Raw genomic sequence first — 26,970 nt, 5'->3', positions numbered from 1 at the left:
AGATTTGAGTTATGCGCATTTGATGACTAAACTTGAACAAATTTATAAAATACCTATGCTGAGAAATAAACTTTTTGAACCTGAAGATCCTGATATTATTCGCGTATATCGTATGTCAACTCTGCTGTGAAAGTTGAGTTAATAACTGTTCCATGTGTTTTCACTTATTGTGAATGTTGTTTAGATTTTATCACTTGCAAGTTAGCATACCGTCACAACATAATGTAAGCGTTGACATTACATAGAGTGGACCAGTGCGGATTACTGCTTCACTACTAAAGTGAACATATTTTATTTTGAAGAGAGGTGACAGATAAAAGAGGGTAAAGCTTACTTGAATAGATCGCAATATGGGCTTCAGACCAACGGTTGTAAGGTTAATTTCAATATCAAAGATGCGAGAAGGAGGAATTGTGTTGTTCATATCAAAAAAGTTAACCATGCTGCTTGTAATGTCTCTATTGTGTTCCTTATTGATTCCTGTAAGTACCTTAAGCGCAGCAACTGAAGTCCTGCCTGAATCCTTCGAGGGCTCTACAATCCCTCAAGGGTGGTCTGCTGTAGGAGGTGGTGCTGTTGCGCTTTCTGATCTTCATGACAAAACTGGCTCCAATTCATTGATGTGGACATGGTCGAATGGAAGCAAGCTGCAGTCGACCAGCCTTCCGAATATGTCTGAAGCCATAGGCAGTAACGGGGGATTGAAAGTGTGGGTGTACAATGAACAGCCGATGGCCGACAAATTTCTGACGTTCAACCTGGGAACTGGGGCGGAGCTGTCGGAGGGCGTCCCGCGGTATACGTTCAAATTCCACATGAATTTTTCTGGGTGGAGGACGATCTGGATCAAATTAAATAATGAGGCAAAAAATCCAGCTTACACCGGCAATGCAGTTCCCACTACGATGGAGGTTGTTGCGCCGCCCACACCATCAACCGCCAACGTCTTTATCGATCATTTTCAGCTTACCGGTACGATCCACCATTCGTATTCGGCTGATAACCAGGCTCCTTATATGAGCAATGCCAAGTTCAGTCAGACCTATCGCGCATCCTTGAAGCAGCCTTCACTGCCTGCAGAAACGCAGATAACGTTGCAGCAAGAACAGGATTTCGACACGATCATGAGCCGCTTGGATGCATACATATACGGAGACAATTTGGATTATACAAGCTTGCCTGACGGTCCTGTCAAAACTCGTTTTAATGCCTTGCTTGCCAAATTGCCAACTCGTATTGCCGAATACGACGCATTCAACATAAACAGGGACGGAAATGGCATAGTTCATGGCCCTGGTATCTTTGTCGATGAAGAAACGAGTGCCACCAAGAGCCCGTATAATGGACTGTCACACAGCAAATTTGAGAAGATTTGGACGGGCTTGGTCCATGATTACAAGCTTAACGGGAATGAGCAAAGCAAACAAAAATACTTTGATCTCCTGGATCATTTCCATGATCAGGGTTGGGCTGATGGCAGCGGCATGGGCAGCCAGGCCTCCATCAAATTAAGGTTGTCTGGCTATGCTTATGCTACCTATCTGATGAGGAATGAATTAAAGGCAGCAGGCAAATTCGAGAGGGAAATGGCGACCTTGCGCTGGTTTAGCAAGTTCGGTGACGCCCTGGATTTCCGTCCTACGGACATTAATAGCCTGGATTTGGTGAACACGGATGAGATGAGAACGGTAACCATGTACAATTTGATGTACATTCTTATGATGGATCATTCGCCGGAGAAGGTCCGTTATATGAAGAGCTTCCTCGATTTTGTCGACAAGGAGTTGGCTGTTTACTCTGGATATCAAGAAACGCTCAAACCGGGCTTTACGGGTTACCACCACGAGGGCATTTATATGAATGCTTACGTACCAGATGCGATCTTTGTCGGCTCATTAATTCGGTATCTCATCAACGGCACCAGCTTTCAGCTGGATTCCGCAACGATGGAGAATATCAAGCAATTCCTACTCATGCAGCGCTCCTTAGGAAATAAATACGAGATGTCGCATAGTCTGTCCGGTCGTTTTCCGCAAGGCAATTCCACGTTGCAGACGCAGTATATCTCCTATGCGCTCAACGCGCTAAGCGGAGATGAGGAGCTTAAGGGAATCTTCCTTGACCTGTGGGATCCGAACGACCCGCTCATTGCAGCTAATTTTGCTACCAAGGTGGAGAACTCCATCATTTATAATGCAACGCTTGGAGAACTGCAGATCTCGGAATCCGCAGCTGCCCAATTTACACAACAAGGGATATCGGCGCAAAGTCCTGCTTTTGGCTTCAAAAACTATAATTACGGCGCGGTGGCACTATTCCGAAAAAATAATTGGTTAGTTACGACCAAAGGGTTTAATCAGTACAACTGGGACTACGAAAAAGACAGCATCAATAATGTATTCGGCCGTTATTTAAGCTATGGAAACACGGAGATTATGCTGCCTGGAGGCTACAAAAGCAGCGGCCTGGATATTTCTGCGGGATGGGACTTCAACCGCTGGCCCGGCACTACAACGAAGCATATTCCGATTCTACAGCTGGAAAACGCAAAGCATCGCTCCTACTCGGACGAAACGTTCGGCGGCGGCGTGAGCAGCGAGGGGCAGTATGGCGTATTCAGCATGAGAATGCATGATACAGCCTACGATACGACCTTCCGGGCGAACAAGTCGTGGTTCTATTTCGGAGATGAAATTATTGCCTTGGGATCGGATATTGTAAACAGCGACACCGACAATCGGACGGAAACGACTCTGTTCCAATCGAATATGAACGGTACCGTAATGCCTTTCTACAACAATTCCTCCGAAGCGATCCATACGTTCCCTTATAGCAGCACGACGACAACGAATGCCAAGGTATGGATGGTGGATCCGTTCGGCAATGGCTATATTATTCCGAATGCAAATGGCCTCCGAGTCGAAAGAGGGGTGCAGGAATCTTACACCGAAAAAGCAATTAACGAGAAGACGCAAGGAAACTATACGACAGCATGGCTTGATCACGGAACGGCTCCGACTAGCCAAGGCTATGAATATGTCATTCTCCCTCAAAAGACGCATGAGCAAGTGGCGGCAGCAGCGCAAGCTTTGGATTATTCGGTGCAAAGGAAGGACAATATGGCGCATATTGTCAAACATAATACGAGTAACGTCATTGGTTATGCCTTGTTCAATCCGACTATCCCGCTTACGTATGGTGTATTGAAAAGCGTGGATACTCCGGTGCTGGCAATGGAAAAAAACAAATCCGATAACCGTATCGTGCTCAGCCTCTCGGATCCTGATCTTCGACTGGCGAAATCACCATCTCTTGGCAACAAAACGGTGGAACAATTAAAGACGCCAAGTCAACACAAGACGGTATTGGCGAAGCTGAACGGCGATTGGACGTTCCCGGGTGCTGCGCCTGCCGGTGTAACGCTTGTGGGTTATGATTTAGCTACCAATACCACTACATTGGCTTTTGATTGTGTGGACGGCAAAAACTTCGATGTGGACTTGGTGACAAGGTCATCAATGTTCAGTGACGGCTTTGAGGGTGGATTAGGGAAGTGGATCGACACAACGAATGCCAAGATCCGCAATACCGATGTAAGCCTAACCAACAACAATACGATGAGAAGCGTCAACGGTTCTGAATGGACCGATTATACGCTGGAAGCGGATGTTACGGTTCAAAGCAGGCAAGGCGGGCTCGTATTCCGGGGGCAAAGCAATCTGAGTCAATATTATTTGCTCGATGTCAGAAACTACGACAATAAGATCAGTCTGTTTAAAATGTCAGGATCGGGAACCTTGCTTGCCAGTACTAATTTTAACGTGGAGTTAAATCGCGCTTATCGTCTTAAGATTGTTGCAAGCGGACACACATTCACTGTGTTTGTAGACGGGGTCCAGGTCTTGATAGCGTCAGACAGTACTTATACGAGCGGGAATGTAGGTTTTAGAGTGCCTGGTGCTACAGCCTCGGCCAAATTCGATAATATTAGTGTGACTTCTTCTTCCGGTGTGATGTTGCAAGAGGATGATCTGGAGAATGGCTTGGGAGGTTGGCAGAATACGACCAACGCTACTACGGGTCCGGTGGATCCGGGTCTAGCCGATCTGGCCTTGACAAATAACAACTTGATGAGATCAAACACAGGCTCCGCATGGACGAATTATACCCTGGACCTGGATGCTACCGTTCTTAATAAGCAAGCAGGCATCGTGTTTAGGAGTCAGGACAGTACCCATTATTATCTGCTTGATGTCAGAAGCTATGACAATACGATCAGGTTCTACAAGATTGCTGGATCCGCTGTGCAGCTATCCAGCACGCCATTCACTGTCGATCCGAACCGGAAATATCGAATTCGAGTGGTTGCGGACGGCAGCAATTTTACCGCTTATGTCGATGGCGTACAGGTGCTATCCGCGATGGACAGCAGCTACACCAGCGGAAATATCGGATTTCGCTTGCCTTCCGCGGATGCGCGCGCGGTATTTGATAACGTATCTGTATACGGGGAATATGATACAGAGGTATCTGAACCGTTAACTACAGCAACTGTTACTCCGGTTCAACCGGACGGACAAAACAATTGGTATGTTCATCCGGTAACATTAAGCCTCAGCCCGGCGGAGCATTCATCCCATTTAGCAAAAACGGAATACAGTCTCGATAACGGTGCAACGTGGTTGCGTTATAACGAACCGGTGGAGTTTGATCAAGACAAGGCGTATTCGGTCACCTACCGCTCTACGGACCTTGCAGACAAGGTGGAAGTTGCAAAAACGGTAAGTTTCAAGATGGATATATCGGCTCCGACGATCACGGTAACGAATGTTGTATACAATCATTTCAGCGATGCAGAAACGTGGTTGCCATCAATCGAATTAAACGATAATGGTTCCGGAATTGATGCAAGCAAGACAAAGGCGACGCTGGATTCGAAGGATTATCAACTAGGAGATCGCATTGAGCTTTATACTCTGCCGCTGGGGCCACATACTCTAAAGATCCATGCGAGCGATTTAGCAGGAAATGAAGGAAGCACAACGGTGACATTCCAGACTTATGCAAGTGTCGCAGGTTTGAAACAATTGGTGGCGCGCTTTGCAAACAACAATTGGATCAATAACAAAGGAATAACGAATAGCCTGCAAAAGATGTTGGATCATAATAAATTACAGTCATTCATCCATCATGTTCAGGCCCAAAGCGGTAAGCATATTACGAAAGAGGCAGCCGATTACCTGCTGCGCGACGCAAACGCATTGTTAAACTAGCCATATGATCGTCCAAAAACAATCCCCCGCCGATGTTACGGCGGGGGATTGTTGCTTAGGTAAAATGCATGATGATTCAAAGATGCCGATTGGTTTCCACATCACATTTATTGCAATTGCTTTCTACGAATTAACAACGCCCTTTTCCACTTTTAAAAGTCGATTTTGCGTTTTATCAGTATACGTATAAGCCAAATCCATTCGATAATGAAAATGTATCACACTACATGGAATAGAAAGGAAAACTAAAATGGAAAAAAAGAAGAAGCTCTGTACGGCAATCAGCATTGTGTTAGGAGTGGCAATGCTCACGGCAGGATGCACCTCCGCTCCCGAGGGGGAGAAGCCATCGATACCGGATAAGAATCAAGCTCCGGCAACAGTAAGCTACCCGCTCAAAGCAGGCTCCACTCTCACTTCATGGCAAGTGCTGAACAACAATCTGTCATCGGTTAACATTCAGAGCATGGCAGAGACCAGCTTCGGAAAGGCACTTGAGAAACAGACTGGCGTCAAGGTAACCTATACGCATCCTCCGGTTGGGCAAACATCTGAGAAGTTCAACTTGATGGTCGCATCCAACGAGTTGGCGGATGTTGTCGAATACACCTGGACGGCTTATCCAGGAGGACCGGAGAAGGCCATTAAAGATAAGGTTATTCTGCCGTTGAATGACATCATCGATCAATATGCGCCAAATTTGAAGAAAATCATTGATGCTGACCCGGAAATGTCTAGGCAGTTGAAGACGGACAGCGGGCAATACTATGTATTTCCTATGCTGCGGGAATCGCCTTCACAGTTGGTATACAAGGGACCTGTAATACGCAAGGACTGGCTGGATGAATTAGGTTTGCCTGTCCCTACGACGATCGACGAATGGCATGTAACACTTAAAGCTTTCAAAGAAAAGAAAAATGCAGCTTCGCCGTTTACCGCGAGATACGCCGGCGGCAGGTGGGATCTGGAAGATGCTTTTATCGGGGCATTCCAAACTTCGAATGATTTCCATATCGACGATCAAGGAAAGGTCCATTACGGTCCCTATGATCCGCAGTTTAAAGAAGCGCTGACGCTGCTTCGCAACTGGTATCAGGAAGGACTTATCGATAAAGATTTCGCCATACCGGATGGCGATGGGAAAATCCTTGATAATAAAATAACTTCCGGCATCTCCGGAGCTACAGTTGGCGCATTGGGAGGAGGCATCGGACGCTGGCTCGATACTATGAAGACCAAGGATCCTGCATTTAATTTGGTGGGAGCGCCTTATCCGGTACTGAATAAAGGAGAGAAGGCATTCATCGGGCAGCGAGACTTTAAATATACCCCCGGAGGTTCGGCAGCTATCTCCGCTTCGTCCAAAAATGTAGAAACAGCAGCTCGTTGGCTTGATTATGCATATAGCGAGGAAGGAAAGATGCTCTTCAATTACGGCATTGAGGGCGAAAGCTACAAGATGGAGAGTGGAGTACCGAAATTTACAGACTTGATATTGAAAAATGAGAAGTTTAATGTTCAACAGATATTGTCCCAATACTCCAAGCAAAACGGACCGTACATGATGGATAAGAACCGAAATTCAAACACGTATAAGCAGCAGGATGATGCCGCCCAAGTCTGGTCGGAAACGGAAGCGGCAAAGCACATCCTTCCGAAGATCATTACACCGACACCTGAGGAAAGCGCTCAAGTAGCCAAAATTGTAACCGATCTGAACAGCTATAAGGAAGAAATGTACGTGAAATTCATTATGGGCAAAGAATCGCTGGACAACTTTGAGAAGTATCAAAAGCAACTGAAAGCAATCGGAGTGGAGAAGGTCATTGCCATCTACCAAAGCGCGTATGACCGTTATTTAAAGAGATAATGCACAGAATTCATCTAGGGAAGTTAGTTTCCCATATAGGTTAGGGTTGCCAGCTTCCCTTATTATGGATTCGAGAGAGGTGTAGTGTATGGGATTACAAGGCATTGTGAAAGAACTGAGGACGAATAAATATATCTACTTGATGCTCGCTCCCGTCCTGTTGTATTATGCGATCTTCCATTATGGTCCCATGTACGGCGCTATTATCGCATTTAAGGATTTTAGTCCCGCGCTTGGAATTACGGGGAGCCCTTGGAGCGGGTTTAGTCATTTCGCCGATTTTTTCAATGGCATTTATTTTTGGCGTATTTTAAAGAACACAATCTTGATTAGTACATACGAACTAGTCTTCGGATTCCCTGCGCCTATCATCATGGCACTGCTGCTTAATGAATTAAGATCAGCTATGTTTAAGCGTATGGTACAAACGGTTACGTATATGCCGCATTTTATCTCGCTTGTCGTCATTTGCGGAATTCTGAAGGATTTTACAAGCTCAGGCGGCATTATCACGTTAATTTATGAGTGGATTACCGGCAGTAACCTTGGGGAGAGTCTTCTGTTGCAGCCCGAAATGTTCCGAACGATCTTTGTTTCATCCGGAATTTATCAGCAAATTGGCTGGGGGACGATCATTTACTTGGCAGCTTTGACAGGAATTGATATGGAGCAGTATGAAGCTGCCAAAATGGATGGAGCGAACCGTTATCGTCAGATGCTCCACATCACAATTCCGGGTATCCTTCCTACGGTTGTCATCATGCTCATATTAAATTTAGGTCAAATGCTCAGTGTCGGTTTTGAAAAAATCATTCTGCTCTACACGCCGGTCACCTTCGAGACGGCCGATGTTATTTCTTCCTATGTGTATCGGATAGGCTTGCAAGATTTCAACTACAGCCTCAGCGCAGCGGTAGGCTTGTTCAATTCCGCCATCAACTTCATCATGGTTATTGTTGCCAATGCCTTAAGCCGTAAGTTGAATAATACCAGTTTGTGGTGAAAGGAGGAAACTTCATGGAGAAACGTACACTAAGCGGCACCCTTTTTGATTCGGTAAATTATGTTGCGTTAGCGGGTTTGATGGTACTAACGATCTATCCAATCCTTTATGTATTTCTAGCGTCGGTGAGCGAGCCCAGTGAAATTCTTTCTCATAGCGGCCTGTTATGGAAGCCTCTCGGTTTTACGTTGCTCGCCTATCAGAAAGTGTTCGAAAATCCCATGATTCTGACCGGCTATATCAATACCGTTACTTATGTCGTACTCGGATTGGGGATTAACTTGCTGCTAACTTCACTTGGTGCTTACGGGCTGTCCCGTCGCCAATTAAAGTACAGGAAGCAAATCACGTTATTCATCATCTTTACTATGTTTTTCAGCGGTGGATTAATTCCGTTTTACCTGGTTGTAAAAGGCATAGGTTTGAATAATACGTTATGGGCATTGGTCCTTCCTACTGCGATCAGTACGTTTAATCTCATGATTATGAGGACCTCCTTCGAAGCGATCCCTGCCAGCCTGGAGGAATCTGCACGCATAGACGGGGCGAACGATCTTGTTATCCTGTTTCGTATTATTCTTCCGCTATCGCTCCCGGTCATTGCGGTCATGACGTTGTACTACGGAGTCAGCCATTGGAATTCTTGGTTTAATGCCATGATTTTTCTCAACGATCGGTCGCAATATCCGCTTCAGTTGATCTTACGGGAGATCTTGATCCAGAATGATACCAGTGCGATGTCGGCAGGTCTGGACATTGGCCAATCCAATATAGTTGGCGAAACGATTAAATATGCAACGATTATGGTAGCGACTGTACCTATTCTTCTCGTGTATCCGTTTCTTCAGAAATATTTTGTCAAAGGGGCATTGGTTGGAGCTGTTAAGGGATAATGCTTACCGAACTTAAATTAGAAATATACCATTGGAGGTTATACGATGAGCCAGAAAACGAGTACAAAAGAACAAGATCAAGCACCAATTGTTAGGCGAGGTGTCCATAGCTATAGCAAAGCAGAGCAATGGGTAAAGCCCGAGAATCCGCTTCTGCTTGAGCGTCTCGAATGGTTCAAGGATCAGAAGCTGGGTATCATGATGCACTGGGCGCCTTACTCTCAGCTTGGTGTCATATCATCGTGGCCTCTTAGCGACGGGGATGCATCTTGGTCACGTGCGAATATCGATTGGGATGTCGACGCAGAGGAATTCAAGCAGCAGTACTTCGCATTAAATAAAACGTTCAACCCGGTGCGTTTTCAGCCCGAGCTATGGGCAGACCTGGCTGCGGAGAACGGATTCAAATATTTAAATTTTACGACCAAACATCATGACGGCTTCTGTATGTGGGATACCCAAACTACAGACTACCGAATTACAGGTCAAGATTGTCCATTCCATACACACAAGTATGCCGATGTTTGCAAGCAGCTTTTCGATGCCTTTCGCGCGAAAGGCTTAGGAATCTCAACCTACTTCTCAAAGGCCGATTGGCACACGCCTTCCTACTGGGCGCCAGGAATGGAGTGTGGAACCGTGACGTCGCGAGGGGTCTCTTATGATGCAAATGAATATCCAGAGCTATGGGAGCAATTCGTGCAATTCACCCACGAGCAGATTATGGAGCTGATGACTCGCTACGGCCGCATTGATATGCTCTGGCTCGATGGAGGCTGGGTCAGGGAAAGCAGAGGCGAGAACATCAGACTGGGTGAAGTCGTGGAGAAAGCCCGGGAAATTCAGCCTTGGCTCCTGACGGCTGACCGTGGTGTCGGCGGACCGTATGAGAATGTGATTACTCCTGAACAGACTGTGCCCGATGTTGCATTGGATGTTCCGTGGGAAAGTTGTCTTACGATGGGAGCGGGTTGGTCGTACCGCTATGAAAATGAGCATGATTATAAATCCGTTCGGCAGTTGATTCATCTGCTTATTGAAGTTGTAGCCAAAGGGGGCAATTTGGCCCTCAACGTCGGACCTCAGCCTGACGGTAGGCTGCCTAAAACCGCCATTTCCCGGATTAAGTCCATGGGAGAATGGTTGAAGGTTTATGGGGAGGGAATCTACGGGACGCGTATTTGCGAGCCATATTCGGCGGACAATAGCTATTTTACGAGAAAAGGCGATACGATCTATGCCTTCTGCTTGTATAACGACGATAGTGAGACTGTCCAGGAGGAAGTACACCTTCCATTAACGCAGGACTTCGGCCGCATTGATCTGGTGGGCGGACAAGACAATCTGGAATACCGCCGGACCGAGAACGGGATCGTCGTGCGGATACCCGATCATGATCGTTCTGCTCCAGCGCCGATCGCGCATGTATTCCGAATCAGTTAAGTTTGAGCACAATCGAAGAGGAGGAGATACGCAATGAGAAACATACTGATTATTGTCTCCGATCAGCTTTCCTGGAAGGCGCTTCCTGTTTACGGCGGGATTGCAGAAACTCCGAATATTGACAGAATTGCGAATGGGGCCGTAGCCTTCGACCGATGTTATACCCCGGTTCCGTTATGTATGCCCGCACGAGCCTCTTTCTGGAGCGGTGTTTATCCTCACGAGACAGGCGTTTTGTCCAATATTAAAAAGTATGCTATTCCTGCCGATCTCCCAACATTAGGAGAGGTGTTCAATCAAGCGGGATATGATACGGTTCATTTTGGAAAAACTCATGCTGCTGGAGCGTTAAAGGGCTTTTGGTGTGAAGAGGAGGGCTCGTTGGAGGTGGAAGGTACACCGGCATGGCCTGTATCCAAGGATACCGAGAGAGATCGTTTTACGACGGAGAAAACCGTGGAATATTTAGAAAAAAATAAACATTCCGATACGCCGTTCCTTATGATTGCAGATTTTGTGAACCCCCATGATATATGTTCCTGGACGGGTAAAAACAAAGGGCTGCATGAGGATGTGGACCCAGGCAGTCCGTTGCCGCCTCTGCCACCAAATTTCGAGTTTGATGATATCGAGAACAGACCGGATGCAGTCAAATATATTTGTTGTTCACATACTCGTCAGGCTCAGACATCGGAGTGGAGCAGCGAAATCTTCAGGCATTATCTGGCTGCCTACTACCACTATATTCATAGAGTGGATGCGGAAATCGGTCTAGTTTTGGATGCGCTTGAGAAATCAGGCAAGTATGAGGATACGCTTATTATTTTTATGGCAGACCATGGAGACAGCATGGCATGTCATGGCAAAGTAACAAAGGATGTGGATTTTTATGAAGAAACGAACCGTGTACCGTTTATTTTCAATTTTCCGGAGTACCGCAATCAGCCTTCACGTAAGGAACATGCTCTGACAAGCCTGCTGGATCTATTCCCGACCCTTTGTTCCTACGTAGGGATTGAACAGCCAACAACGCTGCGCGGCGAAGATCTAATGCCGATCATTATGGGGCAAGGGAAGCTTGACCGTGAATATATTATTGGTCAATGGTATTCAGAATGGGATTTATCCATTAGCCCTGGAAGAATGGTTCGGACAGGAGACTATAAATATATGCATTATATTAACGACGGTGAGGAACTGTTTGATCTTGTAAGGGACCCTTATGAAACGAAAAATGTAGCAAGACATGCTGCATATGCCGAACAGATGGAAAGACACCGCAGACTTCTGGAAGACCATATAAAAAAAACTAAGGATAACTTTATGGACTTACACTGGAAAGAGTTGGATGATGATTTGCGGTGGAGAAGCCATGAGGTTGGCTATGGAAAGCATCGGGGACCGGCTGTAGGAGAAGTTGGAAAGGGATTGGTCAGGGGCTAGAAGGTTTCCGAATCCGCTAAGTCATTCGAAGGAGAAAAAATACAAATGGGTGAACATTCGAAAGAAGTATGGGTGGACGAAGCATGGAGCAAGATCATTGCGAAAATCGATCAAACGAGCCAGACGATCGGTGCGGGCTTTCCGCATGTATCCAAGGAAGGCAAGTATGATTGCACGGGTCCTCATTTTTGGACGTCTGGCTTTTGGCCCGGACTCTTGTGGCTCGTATTCCGCGATACGAACAATGGGGAGCTGAAGCGGATTGCCGAAGCCTGCGAGAGCGCAATGGACGCTTGTATCGACGAATATACGAGACTTCACCACGATGTCGGCTTTATGTGGAGCTTGACCTCGGTTGCTAATTATAAGCTGACGGGAAGCGAAGAATCGAAGCTGCGCGCTTTGAAGGCGGCGGCATGGCTTGCGAGCCGGTTCAATATCCGCGGCAATTTCATCCGCGCCTGGAATGGGGAGAGCAGAACCGGATTGGCGATCATCGATTGTATGATGAACCTGAGTCTGCTGTTCTGGGCTTCCGATGCCATAAAGGATCCGCGGTATAAGCATATTGCAGTGGAGCATGCGAACACCGTGCTACGCGAATTTATCCGCGAAGACGGCTCTGTTTACCACATCGTACAGTTCGATCCGGAGACCGGAGAGCGCGTCGGCGCATTGGGCGGTCAGGGATTTGCTCCTGAATCGGCATGGGCGAGAGGCGCGGCATGGGCGCTATACGGATTGGCGATTTGCTACAAGTATACGAAGGAAGACAAGTATTTACAGGGTAGCAAGAAAGTAGCTCACTTCTTCCTGGCCAATTTGCCGGAAGACCTCGTACCTTACTGGGATTTCCGTTTGACAACGCAAGAGGGCGCGCCAAGAGACTCTTCTGCCGCCTCGATTGCGGCAAGCGGTCTGCTGCTGCTTGCGGAGCTGCTGCCAGAGGAAGAAGGACGATTATACGGAACGTCGGCGAGACGCATGTTGAAATCGATGGCGGATCATTACGTAATCTGGGATGCGGGCGACGAAGCGATACTGCCTCATGGCACAGGGCACTGGCCTGCTGGCAAAAATATCGATGTCGGCTTAATTTACGGCGATTATTATTTCGTGGAGGCGCTCTCCAAACTGCGCGGACAGACGGAATTGTTCTGGTAGACAAGCAAGACCAAGCTCGAAAGAGATAGAACAAACACGCGAATCTATTACTTTTATTTGGAGGATAAGCATGGACAGTCAAGCGTCAATAAACTCTGGTTATATGAATTACGATGGAGAACCTGTTAAGGTCGTCATTGTGGGTGCCGGTCATCGGAGTCTGATATATGCCTCTTATGCGGAGAAGCACCCCGAACAAATGAAAATTGTCGGAGTCGTCGATCCGGATGGTGAGCGCAGAGCTCTAACCAAGGAGAGATTTGATTTACAAGATGAATGCTGTTTTGCTGATATTAAGGAGCTAGTCGGTAAGCCCAAGATCGCGGATGCCGTGATTAACGGTACCATGGATCATTTGCATGTATCTTCCTCGATTCCGTTGCTTAGGGCCGGATATGACATCATGTTGGAGAAGCCGATCGGCGTCAGCGCGGATGAAGTTTTGGAGTTGTATGAAGAAGCGGAGCTCCTGGGCAGGAAAGTTATGATTTGTCATGTGCTGCGCTATGCGCCATTTTACGAGTCGATTCGTCAAACGATAGCAGATGGCGTAATTGGCGATATTGTCAGTTTGACGACAGCTGAGAACGTCACTTATCACCATATGGCCATGGCTTATGTCAGAGGAAAATGGGGGCGTCTGGATAAAGGAGGTTCCTCTATGCTCATGGCTAAAAGCTGCCACGACTTGGACGTCATAGCTTGGATGAAGGGAGACGTCCAGCCGGTGAAAGTAAGCAGCTTCGGAAGTCTGCTGCAGTTCCGGCCTGAGAAAGCGCCTTCAGGGGCGGGCACGCGTTGTCTGGTCGATTGTTCCATTGAGGAATCTTGTCCTTATTCTGCGCGGAAACATTATATTGATCAGCGTTTGTGGAGTGGTTATGTAAACTATAATACCCACTTAGGCGTTACAATGAGCGATGAGGAATTGGCGGAATCATTGCGAACGGACAGTCCGTACGGCCGTTGCGTCTGGCGCTGCGATAACGATGTGGTCGATCATCAGACGGTAATCGTAGAGTTCGCAGATGGCAGTACGGGAACGCATGTTATGACCGGGGGCACTTCTAAGCGAGGTCGGACCATCCATATTGTGGGGACTAAAGGCGAAATTCAAGGAGAGATGGAGGAAGGTGCTTATGTCATCCGACATCCCGATGCCCGCAAAGGCCATATCTATTCCGAGCAACAGATCGCTGTTGGGGTGCAAGAGGATATGCATGGCGGAGGAGACTTGCTTCTTGTCGCCGATTTCGTAAAAGTATTGAAGGGTGCGGTGCCATCGATCTCCTCTACATCTCTGGAGAAGTCGCTTCATGGGCACTTGATCGGATTCGCAGCCGATCAGTCGCGACTGGAACAAAGAACCGTTGAAGTCAAGCGAGTGTAAAGGAGTTAGAGGATGTACAAGCGACCGAACGTACTGCTCATTATGACGGATCAGCAGCGATGGGACACGCTGGGCTGCTATGGGAACAAAGCGATCGAAACGGTTAATTTGGATTGGATTGCTGCGGGAGGGACGGTTTTCACTAGCGCTTACTCATCAACGCCTTCCTGCACGCCGGCAAGAGCTTCATTAATGACGGGGATGGATCCGTGGAATACCGGAATTCTTGGGATGGGTCTCGGTCAGGGACCGATGAAATGTCTGGAGAATACGCTGCCGGAGCAATTGGCAGGAGCAGGATACCACACGCAAGGAGTCGGCAAAATGCATTTTAACCCGCAGCGGGCATTATTCGGCTTCCATCATACCGTGTTGGACGAATCGGGAAGAGAGGATGAGCCAGGCTTCGTATCCGACTATCGAAGATGGTTTGAGCAAAACAAAACAGGTGATTATGGATTCACCGATCACGGTATCGATTGGAACTCGTGGATGGCTCGGCCATACCATGCCCCGGAATTTCTTCATCCGACCAACTGGACCGTCAATGAATCGATCCGTTTTATACAAAATCGGGATCCAGGCAAACCCTTCTTCTTGAAAATGTCGTTTGCGCGACCGCATTCACCGTATGATGCCCCCGCCTTTTACTACGACATCTATGAGAAAAAGGATATCCCGAAGCCGCTTATCGGAGAATGGTCCGCTATGCATCATGTAGAGAAGGACGCCGCCAGTCCGGAAGCCTGGAGAGGCAAGCGGAGCGACGAGGAAATTCGTAGAGCGCGGATTGGCTACTATGGCAACATCCATCATATTGATTTGCAAATCGGCCGTCTGCTGATGTACTTGAAGAAAATCGGGCAGCTCGATCATACGCTTATCTTGTTCACCTCGGACCACGGCGATATGATGGGCGATCACCATATGTGGCGCAAAACGTATGCCTATGAAGGATCGGCTCATATTCCGCTTATCGTAAAGCTGCCGAAATCAATGGATGGCGCTCTGGTCGAACGGAGCGATGCCCCTGTATGCTTGCAGGACATCATGCCGACCATTCTCGATGTGGCTGGGGTTCCTATTCCCGATTCCGTGAATGGGCGGAGCCTGCTGCCGCTTATTCGGGGGGAGACAACCCCTTGGCGGGAGTTTGTGCATGGGGAGCATAGCACTTGCTATTCGGAGTTACAGGAGATGCAGTATTTGGTAGACAGTAGATGGAAATACATCTGGTTTCCGCGGATTGACAAAGAGCAGCTATTCGATTTAGCTTCAGATCCTGGCGAATGTGTTGATTTGGCAAATGACGAAGTCTATTCAACTGAGCTGAATCGCTGGCGAGATAAGCTAGTTGCGGTGTTGGCCGTACGGAATGCGGGTTTAACGGATAATGGCGCACTCGTCTGTCAGGCGGGCAAATCGCCGATTGTTTCACCGAAGTACCAGGAACGAATTGCCCGATTAAGCGGCGTTGTTGATTAAAAGAAGGGATGGGTATAACGGTGAATAAGAAGGAAAAGCCCAATATATTACTCATTACAACGGACACGCAACGTTGCGACACGCTTCGATGCATGGGTTCGACATTTGCCATTTCACCTCATCTGGATAGATTGGCAAGCGAGGGGGTGTTGTTTAACAATGCTCATACGGCTTCTCCGGTTTGCTCTCCAGCACGCAGCAGCCTGTTGACTGGTCTTCATACGCCAGTTCACGGCTGTATTGAGAATGGAATCGATCGAAAAAGCGGTCATTTGACCTTTCCAGATCTACTGCGAGAACAAGGATATGTGAATATCATGGTTGGCAAAACACATTTCGGCGAGCAACCGGCTTCATTCGATATTATACGTGAAATCAAAGGTGAAAAGTCCTCGCCCTCTCTTGATGACAGTTACAGCAAGTTCATAAGTCAGTATGATCTGTCAAGATCGAGTACAGGTCCACGATCCATCCCAGATCATCAGCATTTGGACGCTTTTCTGATCGATGCTGCAATCGAGGAAATTGAAGCCTGCCGACAAGCGGGAGATGGTCCGTTCTTTACGTTCTGCTCACTGCTGAGTCCCCATTCGCCATTGGATCCTCCTGGAAATTGGGCCACCCTGTTTGACTCCACTCCTCTGCCGCCAATCGATTACAAACGAGGCGATTTGGAGAATCTCCCCATCCATGCACGAAGATTGCTCGGATTCATCGGCAAGGAGACCGAGCTTGAAGCCAGACTGGATACCCCGGAAGCGTTACAAGAGATGGATCAAAAACGAAGACTTTATTATGGGATGACCGCATTCATTGACGCTCAAATCGGAAGATTGCTCGACTATTTAGATCAGACCGGCTTGAGAGAAAACACGCTTATCATATTCACTTCAGATCACGGCACCCAACTGTTCGATCATGGTTTTGATGATAAGCACAATTACTTGGATGCCACATGGCGCGTTCCTTTTATTATGAGTATGCCTGGAACGCTGCCATTCGGAAAAGTTTGCGATTTTGCTATCTGGACAGACATTGCCGCAACCATTCTGGCAGCAGCAGGAACATACTCACGTTATGTGCAAGGTCTCGATTTGTTTACACCGCTGATGCAAGGCTTGGATTCGCCTCGTCGATGCGCTGTCGGAACACTGTATAAATCGGCAGCTATTGCGACGCGACGCTGGAAGCTAGAGTATTACTTTGAAGAACATACCGGTATGTTGTATGACCGATTAAACGATTCCTCGGAGCGAAGCAATCTATACAATGATCCGAAGTATGATCGTGTCAAGCAAGAGTTGCTTTTAGCGCTTCTGACATGGAGGGCCGACTTGTCAGATTTACAGTTGATGGAAGAGTCTCAGCAAAGTGGCGGTCCAGTAGCGAAACGCATTAAACCGTATTCTCTGGCCAAGAGTGGAATGGAAGTTGAGATGAGACTCGGAATGAAAGCCGAGGCTATAGATCTCTTAATCGATGTATAGGAATAATAGAAATGGAGGTTTAGCCCATGACCATTGGAAAAGTTAAGTACTACAGTTTCCGTACTTACAATAAGGGAATTCATCCCGTTCAAATTGTAACCCCCGATGACGGATACTACATTCACAATTTCTTCGATGTGAAACCATGGAGCCCTTCCGGTCGATATTTAGCCGTGCTTAAACTGCCGTTCCAGGATAAATTGCCGGGACCCGATGACGAAGCAACCGTCTGTATGATTGATTTGCATGATCAGTCAATGGTTGAGCTTTGCAAGACAACTGGATGGGGTATTCAAGTCGGTGCACATCTGTGTTGGGGAGGAAGCGATGATGAGCTATTCTTCAACGATAAAGAGGCGAACTGCGTCTTTGCATACAAACTGAATCCGCATACGGGAGAGAAGGTGCGACTAGCAGGATCCGTATACCAAGCGTCTATGGATGGCCGTTACATCTACAGTCCAAATCTTTCGGTTATCAATTATGCCCAGATGGGCTATGGCGCAACATTGGCACCCGAATACAGTTGTCCGCCCCCGATCGGGGCATCCGAAGAAGATGGACTGTGGAGAACAGATGTTGAAACCAATTGCAGGGAACTATTGTTCAGTTACAAGCAAGCGCTTGATCTTCTCCCGGACAAGAGGGATGTAGAGGGGGCGCGATTTACCTTTTTCCATGTGAAGATCAATCCGCAGCAGACGCGGCTCATGCAGGTAGTTCGCTGCCTGTTTGATGATGGAAGAAGTGAGTTGCGTTTTATTATCACGATGAACATGGATGGGACCGACGCCAAGCTGTCGTTACCGTACGAGTTCTGGCTTAATGGATCTCATCATCCGGATTGGTACACCAACGGAAAAGAGATTCTGATGAACATTCAATTAAATAGGCTGCGCTTCTGTCTATTTGCTGAAGATGGGCAATCTTTTCGACTGACAGCTCCGTTTGCTACAGGTGGCGGTCATCCAAGCTTCTCGAATGACGGACGTTACATTCTGACTGACGCTTATACAACGGAAAAAGAGTTTGTGAATGAACGTTTTGAAGTGCCCATACGATTGGTCGATACAATAGCTGGAACAGACCGTCGATTAATTGATATATGGACGCTTGGAGGTACAGAAATACACGGCACTTTACGCTGCGACCCCCATCCAGTTTGGAGCGAAGACAACAAATACATTTGCTTCAACGGCACGCCGGAAGGAAGAAGACAGGTCTTGATAGCCGATGTGAGTAATCTATTACTATAGAAGAAATGATTGGGCTACGAGCTGCTGACGAATGGAGGAATGTCCTATGGTTAATAAACCTAATATTGTGCTGATTACGACAGATCAGATGCGAGGAGATTTGTTAGGGTGTGCGGGGAACACATTGATCCAGACTCCTCATATTGATTATTTGTCACGAAGCGGCGTACGATTTGATCAAGCCTACTCGTTGACGCCGATTTGCATCCCGGCAAGGGCAACGATTATGACAGGACTGGAGGGTCATCGGCTTGGATTAACGACATACAAGGAGGGTTTTGAGCTTCCTACGAACATAACATTGCCTAAGTTATTAAGCGATGCCGGTTATGAAACGAGAGTGGTAGGCAAAATGCACGTTTACCCTGAGCGATGTCAATATGGATTCGACAGCATGCTGCTATGTGAGGAAGGCCGCATGCTGGGAGTAGGATCCGGAAAACAGCGAGGGTATGATGATTACGAGCAATGGGTTGCCGATCAGGGCTACCCAGGACAGGCCTTTGGCCACGGCATTGCCAACAATGAATATGCAATGTCGCCTTGGCACCTGCCTGACAGCTTACATCCGACGGAATGGATTGCAGACAACAGCTGCAGAACGATCAAGCGGCGAGACTGGACCCGTCCGTTATTTCTGTGGGCTTCTTTTACGGCGCCTCATCCTCCCCTTACCCCATTGATGCGTGATCTATACATGTATGAAAAGGACGACATGCCGCAGCCTGTTTGGGGAGACTGGGTCGACAGACATTCGCTTTATCACCAAAGAATGGTCGCCAGGCATCAAGGGAAGGTGAAGACACCCAAACAAATCGACAGCGCCTATCGTGGATTCTATGCTTCTATCACACAAGTAGACCGTGCTATCAACAGAATCATCGGTACCCTCCGGGAGGAGGGGATACTCGAGAATACATGGTTTCTCTTTACATCGGATCATGGCGACAATATGGGGGATCATGGTCTATGGTTCAAAGCCAACTTCACACGTGGAGCTTGCCAGATCCCGCTTATTGTAACACCGCCCGCCAAAAGAGATACGGGATCCATCCTGGAACTGGGATGGATTCCGGGACAGGTGAATCATTCGCCGGTAGGACTACAAGATATTCTACCGACATGTCTTGCAATTGCAGGACTGCCTGTGCCTGACGATCTAGATGGAAAGAGTTTATTAGGAGCAATTCGCCAGCCCAAGACTGATCGCGTGCGAGAGACGGTACTCGGCGAGTTTGGTCATATTGGTAAACGTTCACTAATGGTAACAGATGGCATTTGGAAGTATATCTGGTTCGAAGAAGAAAGCGAGGAATTGCTCTTTCACATCGAGGACGATCCACAGGAGTTGCACGATAGATCTAGGGATCCATTAGCGCCCCTAGAGGAGTGGAGAAATCGGCTAGCGTTCAAGTTGGGGACGCGGTTATCGGATCCGGCCGTTAGTGATGGCGTATTACGGCCCCGTCAGCTTTTGCCTGAGTTGTCCGAATTTGAACGCGCGCATCTCAATTCGCACAACAACCCTCGAGGTTTACACTGACGCAAACGCATTGTTGCACTAAACTAGCTGCGACCATTACCCCCATGTATGGGGTAATGGTCGTATTATCGATACCGGTGAAGAAAATGCCGAAAACTTAGCTGAATGACTAAATTGTGAGCGCTTTCAACGAAATAACAACGTCTTTTTCGCTTTTATAAGTCGAGTTTGCGTTTTATCAGTATACGTATAAGCCAAAATTATTGGATAATGAAAGCGCATCACCTAATATATGATTGGACAGAAAGGGGAAGCAAATGTGCTAAATAAGAAAAAGCTATATGCAGCAACCAGCATAATCATTGGGATGGCCATGCTCGTAGCAGGATGCACCTCCGCTCCCGAGGGGGAGAAGCCTTCGACTCCCGAGAAGAATCAAGCTCCGGCAACAGTAAGCTACCCGCTCAAAGCAGACTCCACACTCACTTCATGGCAAACGCTGAACAACAATCTGTCATCGGTTAACATTCAGAACATGGCAGAGACCAGCTTCGGAAAGGCACTTGAGAAACAGACTGGCGTCAAGGTAACCTATACGCATCCTTCGGCTGGGCAAATAGCGGAGAAGTTCAACCTGATGGTCGCATCCAACGAGTTGGCGGATGTCGTCGAATACACCTGGACGTCATATCCGGGAGGGCCGGAGAAGGCCATTACAGATAAGGTTATTCTGCCGTTGAATGACATCATCGATCATTATGCGCCAAATTTGAAAAAAATCATTGAGGCTGACCCGGAACTGTCTAGGCAGTTGAAGACGGACAGCGGGCAATTCTATGTATTTCCTATGCTGCGGGAATCGCCTGCACAGTTTGTATACATGGGCCCCGTAATACGCAAGGACTGGCTGGATGAATTAGGTTTGCCTGTCCCTACGACGATCGACGAATGGTATACGACGCTCAAAGCTTTCAAAGAAAAGAAAAATGCAGATTCGCCATTTACCGCGAGATACGCCGGCGGCAGGTGGGATCTGGAAGATACTTTTATCGGGGCATTCCAAACTTCCAATGGTTTTCATATTGATGATCAAGGAAAGGTCCATTACGGACCCTATGATCCGCAGTTTAAAGAAGCGCTTACGCTGCTTCGCAACTGGTATCAGGAAGGGCTTATCGATAAAGATTTCGCCATACCGGATGCCGATGGGAAGATCCTTGATAATAAAATAACTTCCGGCATCTCCGGAGCTACAGTTGGCGCATTGGGAGGAGGCATCGGACGCTGGCTCGATACGATGAAGAGCAAGGATCCTAAATATAATTTGGTGGGAGCTCCTTATCCGGTACTGAATAAAGGAGAGAAGGCATTCATCGGGCAGCGAGACTTCAAATACTACCCGGGAGGATCGGCAGCTATCTCCGCTTCGTCCAAGAATGTAGAAACAGCAGCTCGCTGGCTTGATTATGCATATAGCGAGGAAGGGAAGATGCTCTTCAATTACGGGATTGAGGGCGAAAGCTACAAGATGGAGAATGGGGTACCGAAATTTACCGATTTGATATTGAAAAATGAAAAATATAATCTTCAACAGATGTTGTCCCAATATTCCAAGCAAAACGGTCCGTACCCTAAGGATAAGAACCGAAATACAAACACGTATAAGCAGCAGGATGATGCCGTCCAAGTCTGGTCGGAAACGGAAGCGGCAAAGCACATCCTTCCGAAGTTCATTACACCGACACCTGAAGAAAGCGCTCAAGTGGCCAAAATTGTAACCGATCTGAACAGCTATAAGGAAGAAATGTACGTGAAATTCATTATGGGCAAAGAATCGCTGGACAACTTCGAGAAGTATCAAGAGCAACTGAACGCTATCGGAGTGGAGAAAGTCATTGCCATCTACCAAAGCGCGTATGACCGTTATTTAAAGAGATAATGCACAGAATTCATCTGGGGAAGTTAGTTTTCCATATAGGTTAGGGTTGCCAGCTTCCCTTATTATGGATTCGAGATCGGATAAGATTGCAAGATTTCAACTACAGCCCCAGCGCATCGGAAGGTTTGTTCAATTCCGTCATCAATTATTCTTGCCAATGCCAGTACTAATGATAACGGTGATTCATTTAATAAATCCCGTGAAATTTTATTATAAAATTCTGCTTTGGAAGTCTACTGAAGTTCCGGCCTGAGAAAGCCCTTCAGAGGCGGGCACGCATTGTCTGGTCGATTGTTCCATTAAGGAATCATGCCCTTATTCTGCACGGAAATATTATATTGATCAGCGTTTGTGGAGTGGTTATGTAACCTATAATACCCATTTAGGTGTTACAATGAGCGATGAGGAATTGGCGGAATCATTGCGAACGGACAGCTCGTAACGCCGTTGCGTCTGGCGCTGCGATAACGATGTGGTCGATCATCAGACGGTAATCGTAGAGTTCGCAGATGGCAGTACGGGAACGCATGTTATGACCGGGGGGCACTTCTAAGCGAGGTCGGACCATCCATATTGTGGGGACTAAAGGCGAAATTCAAGGAGAAATGGAGGAAGGTGCTTATGTCATCCGACATCCCGATGCTCGCAAAAGCCATATCTATTCCGAGTAACAGATCGCTGTTGGGGCTCAAGAGGATATGCATGGCGGAGGAGACTTTCTTCTTGTCGCCGATTTTGTAAAAGTATTGAAGGGTGCGGAGCCATCGATCTCCCCTACATCTCTGGAGAAGTCGCTTCACGGGCACTTGATCGGTTACGCAGCTGACCAATCTAGGCTGGAGCAAAGAATCGTAAAGCTTTAACATATGAATATGAGAATTAAGCCCCCTCAAGCCACTTGAAAATGGACGCCATCGGAGTCTAATCCCCCCAAGAAAACGGGGAGGTTCAACATTAGACGACCATTATTCCAATTTATAGGTAAGGTCGTTTTTTTTGCTGCGGAAGGTGCTTCAAGTTTAGATGGCTACATAAGTTGTAAGCGATTTCTACGAATTAACAACACCCATTTTCACTTTTATAAGTCGAGTTTTCGTTTTATCTGTGTAAGTTAAATCAAAATCTATCAGATAATGAAAGCACACCATTCTATATGATTGGACAGAAAGGAAAACTAACATAGCAAGAAAGAAGAAGCTCTGTACGGCAAACAGCATTATGAAGTTAGATTCCTCTATGTCGATGGATCCAAGAGAGGCGGAGTGTGGGAATGGTGTTTTAGATACTGTTGACAAGTAAAGCTGATTCATGGACAATTTCTCTTAATGCTACCGTATCCAGCATGTCTGCCAGAAGACGATAGAGGAGGCCAACCGTGTTACTGAAGAAAATCACAAGAACGAATTCCATCTGGACGAAGTGGTTGATTTCGTATCTATTCATTTTCCTTGTCCCGGTTTTTCTGGGGATCGTTTTTTATTGGCAAACATTGAATATTGTAGAGCAGGAAATTGATTTGTCGAATGAGAAGCTGATTTCACAAATGAGGGAAATGACAGACAGTCGCATGAGAGATTTGGAGCGACTTGGACTGGAATTATCGCTGAACAGCGAAATTATTTCCTTTGCCAGTAAAGAAATCAAGGATCAGGGCTCCGATGATTATCATTATGACGCGCGCCAGCTTGCCATCGTTTTGAACAATTTTAAGCTTACCAACGAATATATTGATCAGATTATCCTCTATTATGATAAAAGTGGAACGGTAATTACCACTGACAGTCGAATATCGGTGGGGCAGTTTGAGAAGATATACCAGCCTTTTTCTCTCTATCAATCCTGGAGAAATATACTAGACAGCAGATTCATTAAAGGATTTTTTCTGGTGAAGGATACGTCCGATCTAAGCGATGAAGCCCAGATCATGCATATAAGAACCCCGTATATGAAAGGACTAGGTAGTGATGGTGCTTACATTATGTTTACAGTGAAAAGTGACAAGCTGTTGCCGCATGCAGAGCAAATCCATTTACACAAAGATAGCTATTATGTGATTAGAGATATGTATGGCAATGTTATTGCATCTACGAGTAAAGCTGCGGCCAACAGCGTGCCTCATATGGAGCTATTATCAACAGATGGGGTGCAAGATATTGAGGTGGAAGGGCAGAGGCTGACGATTCAATACACGACCTCCAATGTGACGGGGTGGAAATACATTTCGGTGACGCCCTCGAGCGTTTATATGGAAAGCGGCTGGAGTGTGAAGCGTCTTATCCGGATTTACATCGTGCTCTGTCTCGTTATTGGTGCACTGCTCACTGCATTCGTGCTGCGCCGGAATTACAACCCTATTCAAGCACTCATTCGCAATCTTGCAACTAAATCCGGTACTACGATGGACGGATCAATTGATGAGTACCAGTTCATTGCCAAGACACTGTACCAGAGCATAGAGTCAACGGAGAAATCGATGGTGCAACTGAAGCAGCAGGGGAACGCTCTATGTAATCAATTTCTTGCTTCACTGGTCAAGGGGAAGCTGGGAGCAAATATCCCTTTAGATGAGAGGTTGGCTGCTTACGAAATCCAATTTGTAGACGCTAAGTTCGCTGTTATCGTTGTTCAAGTGGAGAATTTGGGGAAGATGACTACTGACGAACCTGTGAAAAGTTATGACCATGAGAAGCTTCTCCAATTTTTTATTACCAACGTAATGGTAGAGCTGGCTAGGGAAAAAAATCAAGCTTACATGTTCGAGGTAGATGATTTTCTTGTCTGCATCATCAATGGAAATTCCCTCACGACGAAGGAACTCACTAGAATTGCTCAATTAGCCAAGAAGTTCATATATGACAGCTTGGAAGTAAAGTTAACCGTATCTTTAAGTGATATTCATGAAGATGTATGGAAACTTCCGCAAGCGTATCAAGAAGCGTTGGAAGCGATGGAATACAAGCTGGTGATGGGCAGCGGAGAGATGATTAGCTATACGGATATTCCGAGTGAGGAGGTCAGCCATCGAGGATACTATTACCCCTTGCACGTGGAGCAGCAGTTAATCAATTTTGTTAAAGCTGGTGATTTACAGCAAGCTCGAACAGTAATCGATGAAATTCTTAAGCAGCACTTAGCTGCGGGTTCGGCCACTGTTAATTTGTCCAGGTGTCTCATGTTCGACATTATCAGCACAATCTTGAAGACGATTGATGAACTGAATCATTTTCAAGGGATCAACGAGATGAACAAGCCGCTGGAGAGGCTGATGAATTGCAAGACCATTCAGGAAATGAAGGAACATTTAATGGTCATTTTACAAGAGGTAACGAATCACATCCAGAGTCAGCGAGATCTTAATACGTATCACTTCTGCGAGAAGGTCAAGTACTATGTGCATCAAAATTACTCCAACCCGGATCTGAATATTTCTGCCATCGGGCAATGGTTTGAAATGACACCCTCCTATTTGTCCAAACGGTTTCGAGAGGAGACCGGGGAGTCGTTGCTTGAATACATCAACTTGTATCGCATCAGTCAAGCGAAAGGATTGCTTCTGGGTGAGTCTCTTTCCATTGCAGATATTGCTTTACAGGTAGGTTATACCGAGTTCGCTACATTTAATCGTATTTTTAAAAAGTATCAAGGAATTACGGCCGGGAAGTATAGAGAAACCGAGTCAGGGTAAGAAGTATTTCTCAGCCGTGTCAATCCGACGTTAAGAGAAACCAATTTAACACGACTTTCGATAAAGAACGTGCAAAAGAAAGAGGATATTAAATAGATGTGTACGTTTGATCTACCTACTATTGCGAGACACACAATTTTTGTTATTAACAAGGTTGACTTCGATTCGGGGCACTGGATATGGAGGGACTATTCATCGTCTTATTCAACTAGCAGGTACTATATCTCAATAAACCATAATAGGGTAGCAACTAAAAAACACGACACAAAACTGCTTGAACAACAGTAGTGTCGTATTTTTTTTGATTAACGGTGCGATCATATTGACGTTTCAGCTCAGCTGTAATTCTACGATAACCATATGTCCGTTCACGTTGATGGTAAATCGATTGAATTTGCTCGGTAACCTCACCATCGAGATTTTGGATCTTGCGCTCTAGGTAGCGATAATAAGCACTTCTCCAGACACCTAGTAATATGAACTGTTAATGAAGGCGTTGATCGTGGTTCGAATGTAAAAATAGTGAATGTTTATGTCAATATTTTTAATGGATGGCCTAAAAGAAAGCGATTACAATGAAGGGGCGGACATGATATCCGTAAAAAAAATAGGAGGATTTAAACGGAAAATATTTTTTTGTTTTGTCTAATGATAAAGTTCATCCTACATCTTTGTCGATGTACTCTGTTCTACGGCCGCGCTGGTCGAGCAAGCCATATTCTCCTTGTTGACGATATTTCCTCATGTTTACATGGAATTAGTTAATACGCGTAAGACAAGACTGAAATCACCAAAGGAAGAAGTGGTGATTTCAGTCTTTTTGTTTTGCGTGCACCGACGCTGCAGTTAACTTAGAAGTGGACGTTAATGGAAAATAGGGAACAGACTATCGCACAAATTGCGTTATTGGTCGGCCGCAATAACGATGCCGCATTTGAAAAAGTTGGAGGGCATTACTACGGGAAAATATCTTAAAACGTGATGTAAGCGACAACCGGTTCAGACGCATAAAAGGGCAGCCTCTTTTTGATATGCTCCCCCTACAGTAGACAGGTTAAAAAATAAAACCTGTAACTGTAAGGGGAGCTTTTTCATGGTCGGGGGAAAATATAATGCGCTAGAGAAACTCAATATCATTGAAGAAGTTTCTAGTGGA

At 46.5% G+C, this 26,970-nt stretch carries 16 protein-coding genes; 15 read left to right on the top strand and 1 reads right to left on the bottom strand.

Translation table 11 applies throughout. The features are described 5' to 3' along the window. Window positions 1–416: 416 nt before the first annotated feature. The 15 genes from AC0YN6_RS25050 to AC0YN6_RS24980 all read left to right on the top strand — a co-directional run bounded on the left by AC0YN6_RS25050 (window position 417) and on the right by AC0YN6_RS24980 (window position 25,814). Window positions 417–5,273 (top strand): chondroitinase family polysaccharide lyase, encoded by a 4,857-nt coding sequence (locus AC0YN6_RS25050; RefSeq protein WP_475750276.1) that lies wholly within the window; start codon window positions 417–419, stop codon window positions 5,271–5,273. 250 nt (window positions 5,274–5,523) lie between these two features. Then, window positions 5,524–7,143, top strand: a complete 1,620-nt coding sequence (locus AC0YN6_RS25045) for an extracellular solute-binding protein (RefSeq protein ID WP_475750275.1) — start codon at window positions 5,524–5,526, stop codon at window positions 7,141–7,143. An 88-nt stretch (window positions 7,144–7,231) separates the two neighbouring features. Then, a complete protein-coding gene (locus AC0YN6_RS25040; protein WP_475750273.1) occupies window positions 7,232–8,146 on the top strand; it encodes an ABC transporter permease in 915 nt (304 codons plus the stop codon). Window positions 8,147–8,160: 14 nt separating this feature from the next. Continuing rightward, complete coding sequence (locus AC0YN6_RS25035; protein ID WP_475750271.1) at window positions 8,161–9,039, top strand: carbohydrate ABC transporter permease; 879 nt, start codon at window positions 8,161–8,163, stop codon at window positions 9,037–9,039. 45 nt (window positions 9,040–9,084) lie between these two features. Next, window positions 9,085–10,482 (top strand): alpha-L-fucosidase, encoded by a 1,398-nt coding sequence (locus tag AC0YN6_RS25030; RefSeq protein ID WP_475750269.1) that lies wholly within the window; start codon window positions 9,085–9,087, stop codon window positions 10,480–10,482. Between the two features lie 33 nt (window positions 10,483–10,515). Further along, the gene (locus AC0YN6_RS25025; protein ID WP_475750267.1) at window positions 10,516–11,925 is read left to right on the top strand and encodes a sulfatase family protein; all 1,410 of its coding nucleotides are present in this window, start codon (window positions 10,516–10,518) and stop codon (window positions 11,923–11,925) included. 45 nt (window positions 11,926–11,970) lie between these two features. After that, the gene (locus AC0YN6_RS25020) at window positions 11,971–13,089 is read left to right on the top strand and encodes a glycoside hydrolase family 88 protein (protein WP_475750264.1); all 1,119 of its coding nucleotides are present in this window, start codon (window positions 11,971–11,973) and stop codon (window positions 13,087–13,089) included. Window positions 13,090–13,159: 70 nt separating this feature from the next. After that, window positions 13,160–14,479 carry a Gfo/Idh/MocA family protein gene (locus tag AC0YN6_RS25015; RefSeq protein ID WP_475750262.1) on the top strand — a complete coding sequence of 440 codons (1,320 nt, stop codon included), beginning with the start codon at window positions 13,160–13,162 and terminating at the stop codon, window positions 14,477–14,479. 12 nt (window positions 14,480–14,491) lie between these two features. Beyond that, complete coding sequence (locus tag AC0YN6_RS25010; RefSeq protein WP_475750260.1) at window positions 14,492–15,964, top strand: arylsulfatase; 1,473 nt, start codon at window positions 14,492–14,494, stop codon at window positions 15,962–15,964. Between the two features lie 20 nt (window positions 15,965–15,984). Next, window positions 15,985–17,451, top strand: a complete 1,467-nt coding sequence (locus AC0YN6_RS25005) for a sulfatase family protein (RefSeq protein WP_475750258.1) — start codon at window positions 15,985–15,987, stop codon at window positions 17,449–17,451. 26 nt (window positions 17,452–17,477) lie between these two features. Continuing rightward, complete coding sequence (locus AC0YN6_RS25000; RefSeq protein ID WP_475750256.1) at window positions 17,478–18,707, top strand: TolB-like translocation protein; 1,230 nt, start codon at window positions 17,478–17,480, stop codon at window positions 18,705–18,707. 46 nt (window positions 18,708–18,753) lie between these two features. Continuing rightward, window positions 18,754–20,250, top strand: coding sequence for a sulfatase-like hydrolase/transferase (locus AC0YN6_RS24995; RefSeq protein WP_475750254.1), 1,497 nt, complete (start codon window positions 18,754–18,756; stop codon window positions 20,248–20,250). 259 nt (window positions 20,251–20,509) lie between these two features. After that, window positions 20,510–22,129 carry an extracellular solute-binding protein gene (locus AC0YN6_RS24990; protein ID WP_475750253.1) on the top strand — a complete coding sequence of 540 codons (1,620 nt, stop codon included), beginning with the start codon at window positions 20,510–20,512 and terminating at the stop codon, window positions 22,127–22,129. Window positions 22,130–22,827: 698 nt separating this feature from the next. After that, complete coding sequence (locus AC0YN6_RS24985; RefSeq protein ID WP_475750251.1) at window positions 22,828–22,992, top strand: hypothetical protein; 165 nt, start codon at window positions 22,828–22,830, stop codon at window positions 22,990–22,992. 512 nt (window positions 22,993–23,504) lie between these two features. Next, window positions 23,505–25,814 (top strand): helix-turn-helix domain-containing protein, encoded by a 2,310-nt coding sequence (locus AC0YN6_RS24980; protein WP_475750249.1) that lies wholly within the window; start codon window positions 23,505–23,507, stop codon window positions 25,812–25,814. 250 nt (window positions 25,815–26,064) lie between these two features. Here AC0YN6_RS24980 and AC0YN6_RS24975 read toward each other — a convergent pair whose 3' ends face one another. Further along, on the bottom strand, window positions 26,065–26,241 hold the full coding sequence (locus tag AC0YN6_RS24975; RefSeq protein ID WP_475750374.1) for a helix-turn-helix domain-containing protein: 177 nt from the start codon (window positions 26,239–26,241) through the stop codon (window positions 26,065–26,067). Window positions 26,242–26,970 lie beyond the last annotated feature (729 nt).

This window comes from Paenibacillus sp. J22P15, from assembly GCF_056269345.1.
The sequence above is the reverse complement of the archived record's forward strand: the minus strand, read 5'-3'. Positions and strand labels throughout refer to the sequence as shown.

Bases quoted from the DNA above. Each gene is read 5' to 3' on its own strand.
- AC0YN6_RS25045 (WP_475750275.1), top strand. From the start codon at position 5,524: ATGGAAAAAAAGAAGAAGCTCTGTACGGCAATCAGCATTGTGTTAGGA.
- AC0YN6_RS25030 (WP_475750269.1), top strand. From the start codon at position 9,085: ATGAGCCAGAAAACGAGTACAAAAGAACAAGATCAAGCACCAATTGTT.
- AC0YN6_RS24995 (WP_475750254.1), top strand. From the start codon at position 18,754: ATGGTTAATAAACCTAATATTGTGCTGATTACGACAGATCAGATGCGA.
- AC0YN6_RS25040 (WP_475750273.1), top strand. From the start codon at position 7,232: ATGGGATTACAAGGCATTGTGAAAGAACTGAGGACGAATAAATATATC.
- AC0YN6_RS25025 (WP_475750267.1), top strand. From the start codon at position 10,516: ATGAGAAACATACTGATTATTGTCTCCGATCAGCTTTCCTGGAAGGCG.
- AC0YN6_RS25010 (WP_475750260.1), top strand. From the start codon at position 14,492: ATGTACAAGCGACCGAACGTACTGCTCATTATGACGGATCAGCAGCGA.
- AC0YN6_RS25035 (WP_475750271.1), top strand. From the start codon at position 8,161: ATGGAGAAACGTACACTAAGCGGCACCCTTTTTGATTCGGTAAATTAT.
- AC0YN6_RS25015 (WP_475750262.1), top strand. From the start codon at position 13,160: ATGGACAGTCAAGCGTCAATAAACTCTGGTTATATGAATTACGATGGA.
- AC0YN6_RS24985 (WP_475750251.1), top strand. From the start codon at position 22,828: ATGCATGGCGGAGGAGACTTTCTTCTTGTCGCCGATTTTGTAAAAGTA.
- AC0YN6_RS25000 (WP_475750256.1), top strand. From the start codon at position 17,478: ATGACCATTGGAAAAGTTAAGTACTACAGTTTCCGTACTTACAATAAG.
- AC0YN6_RS25020 (WP_475750264.1), top strand. From the start codon at position 11,971: ATGGGTGAACATTCGAAAGAAGTATGGGTGGACGAAGCATGGAGCAAG.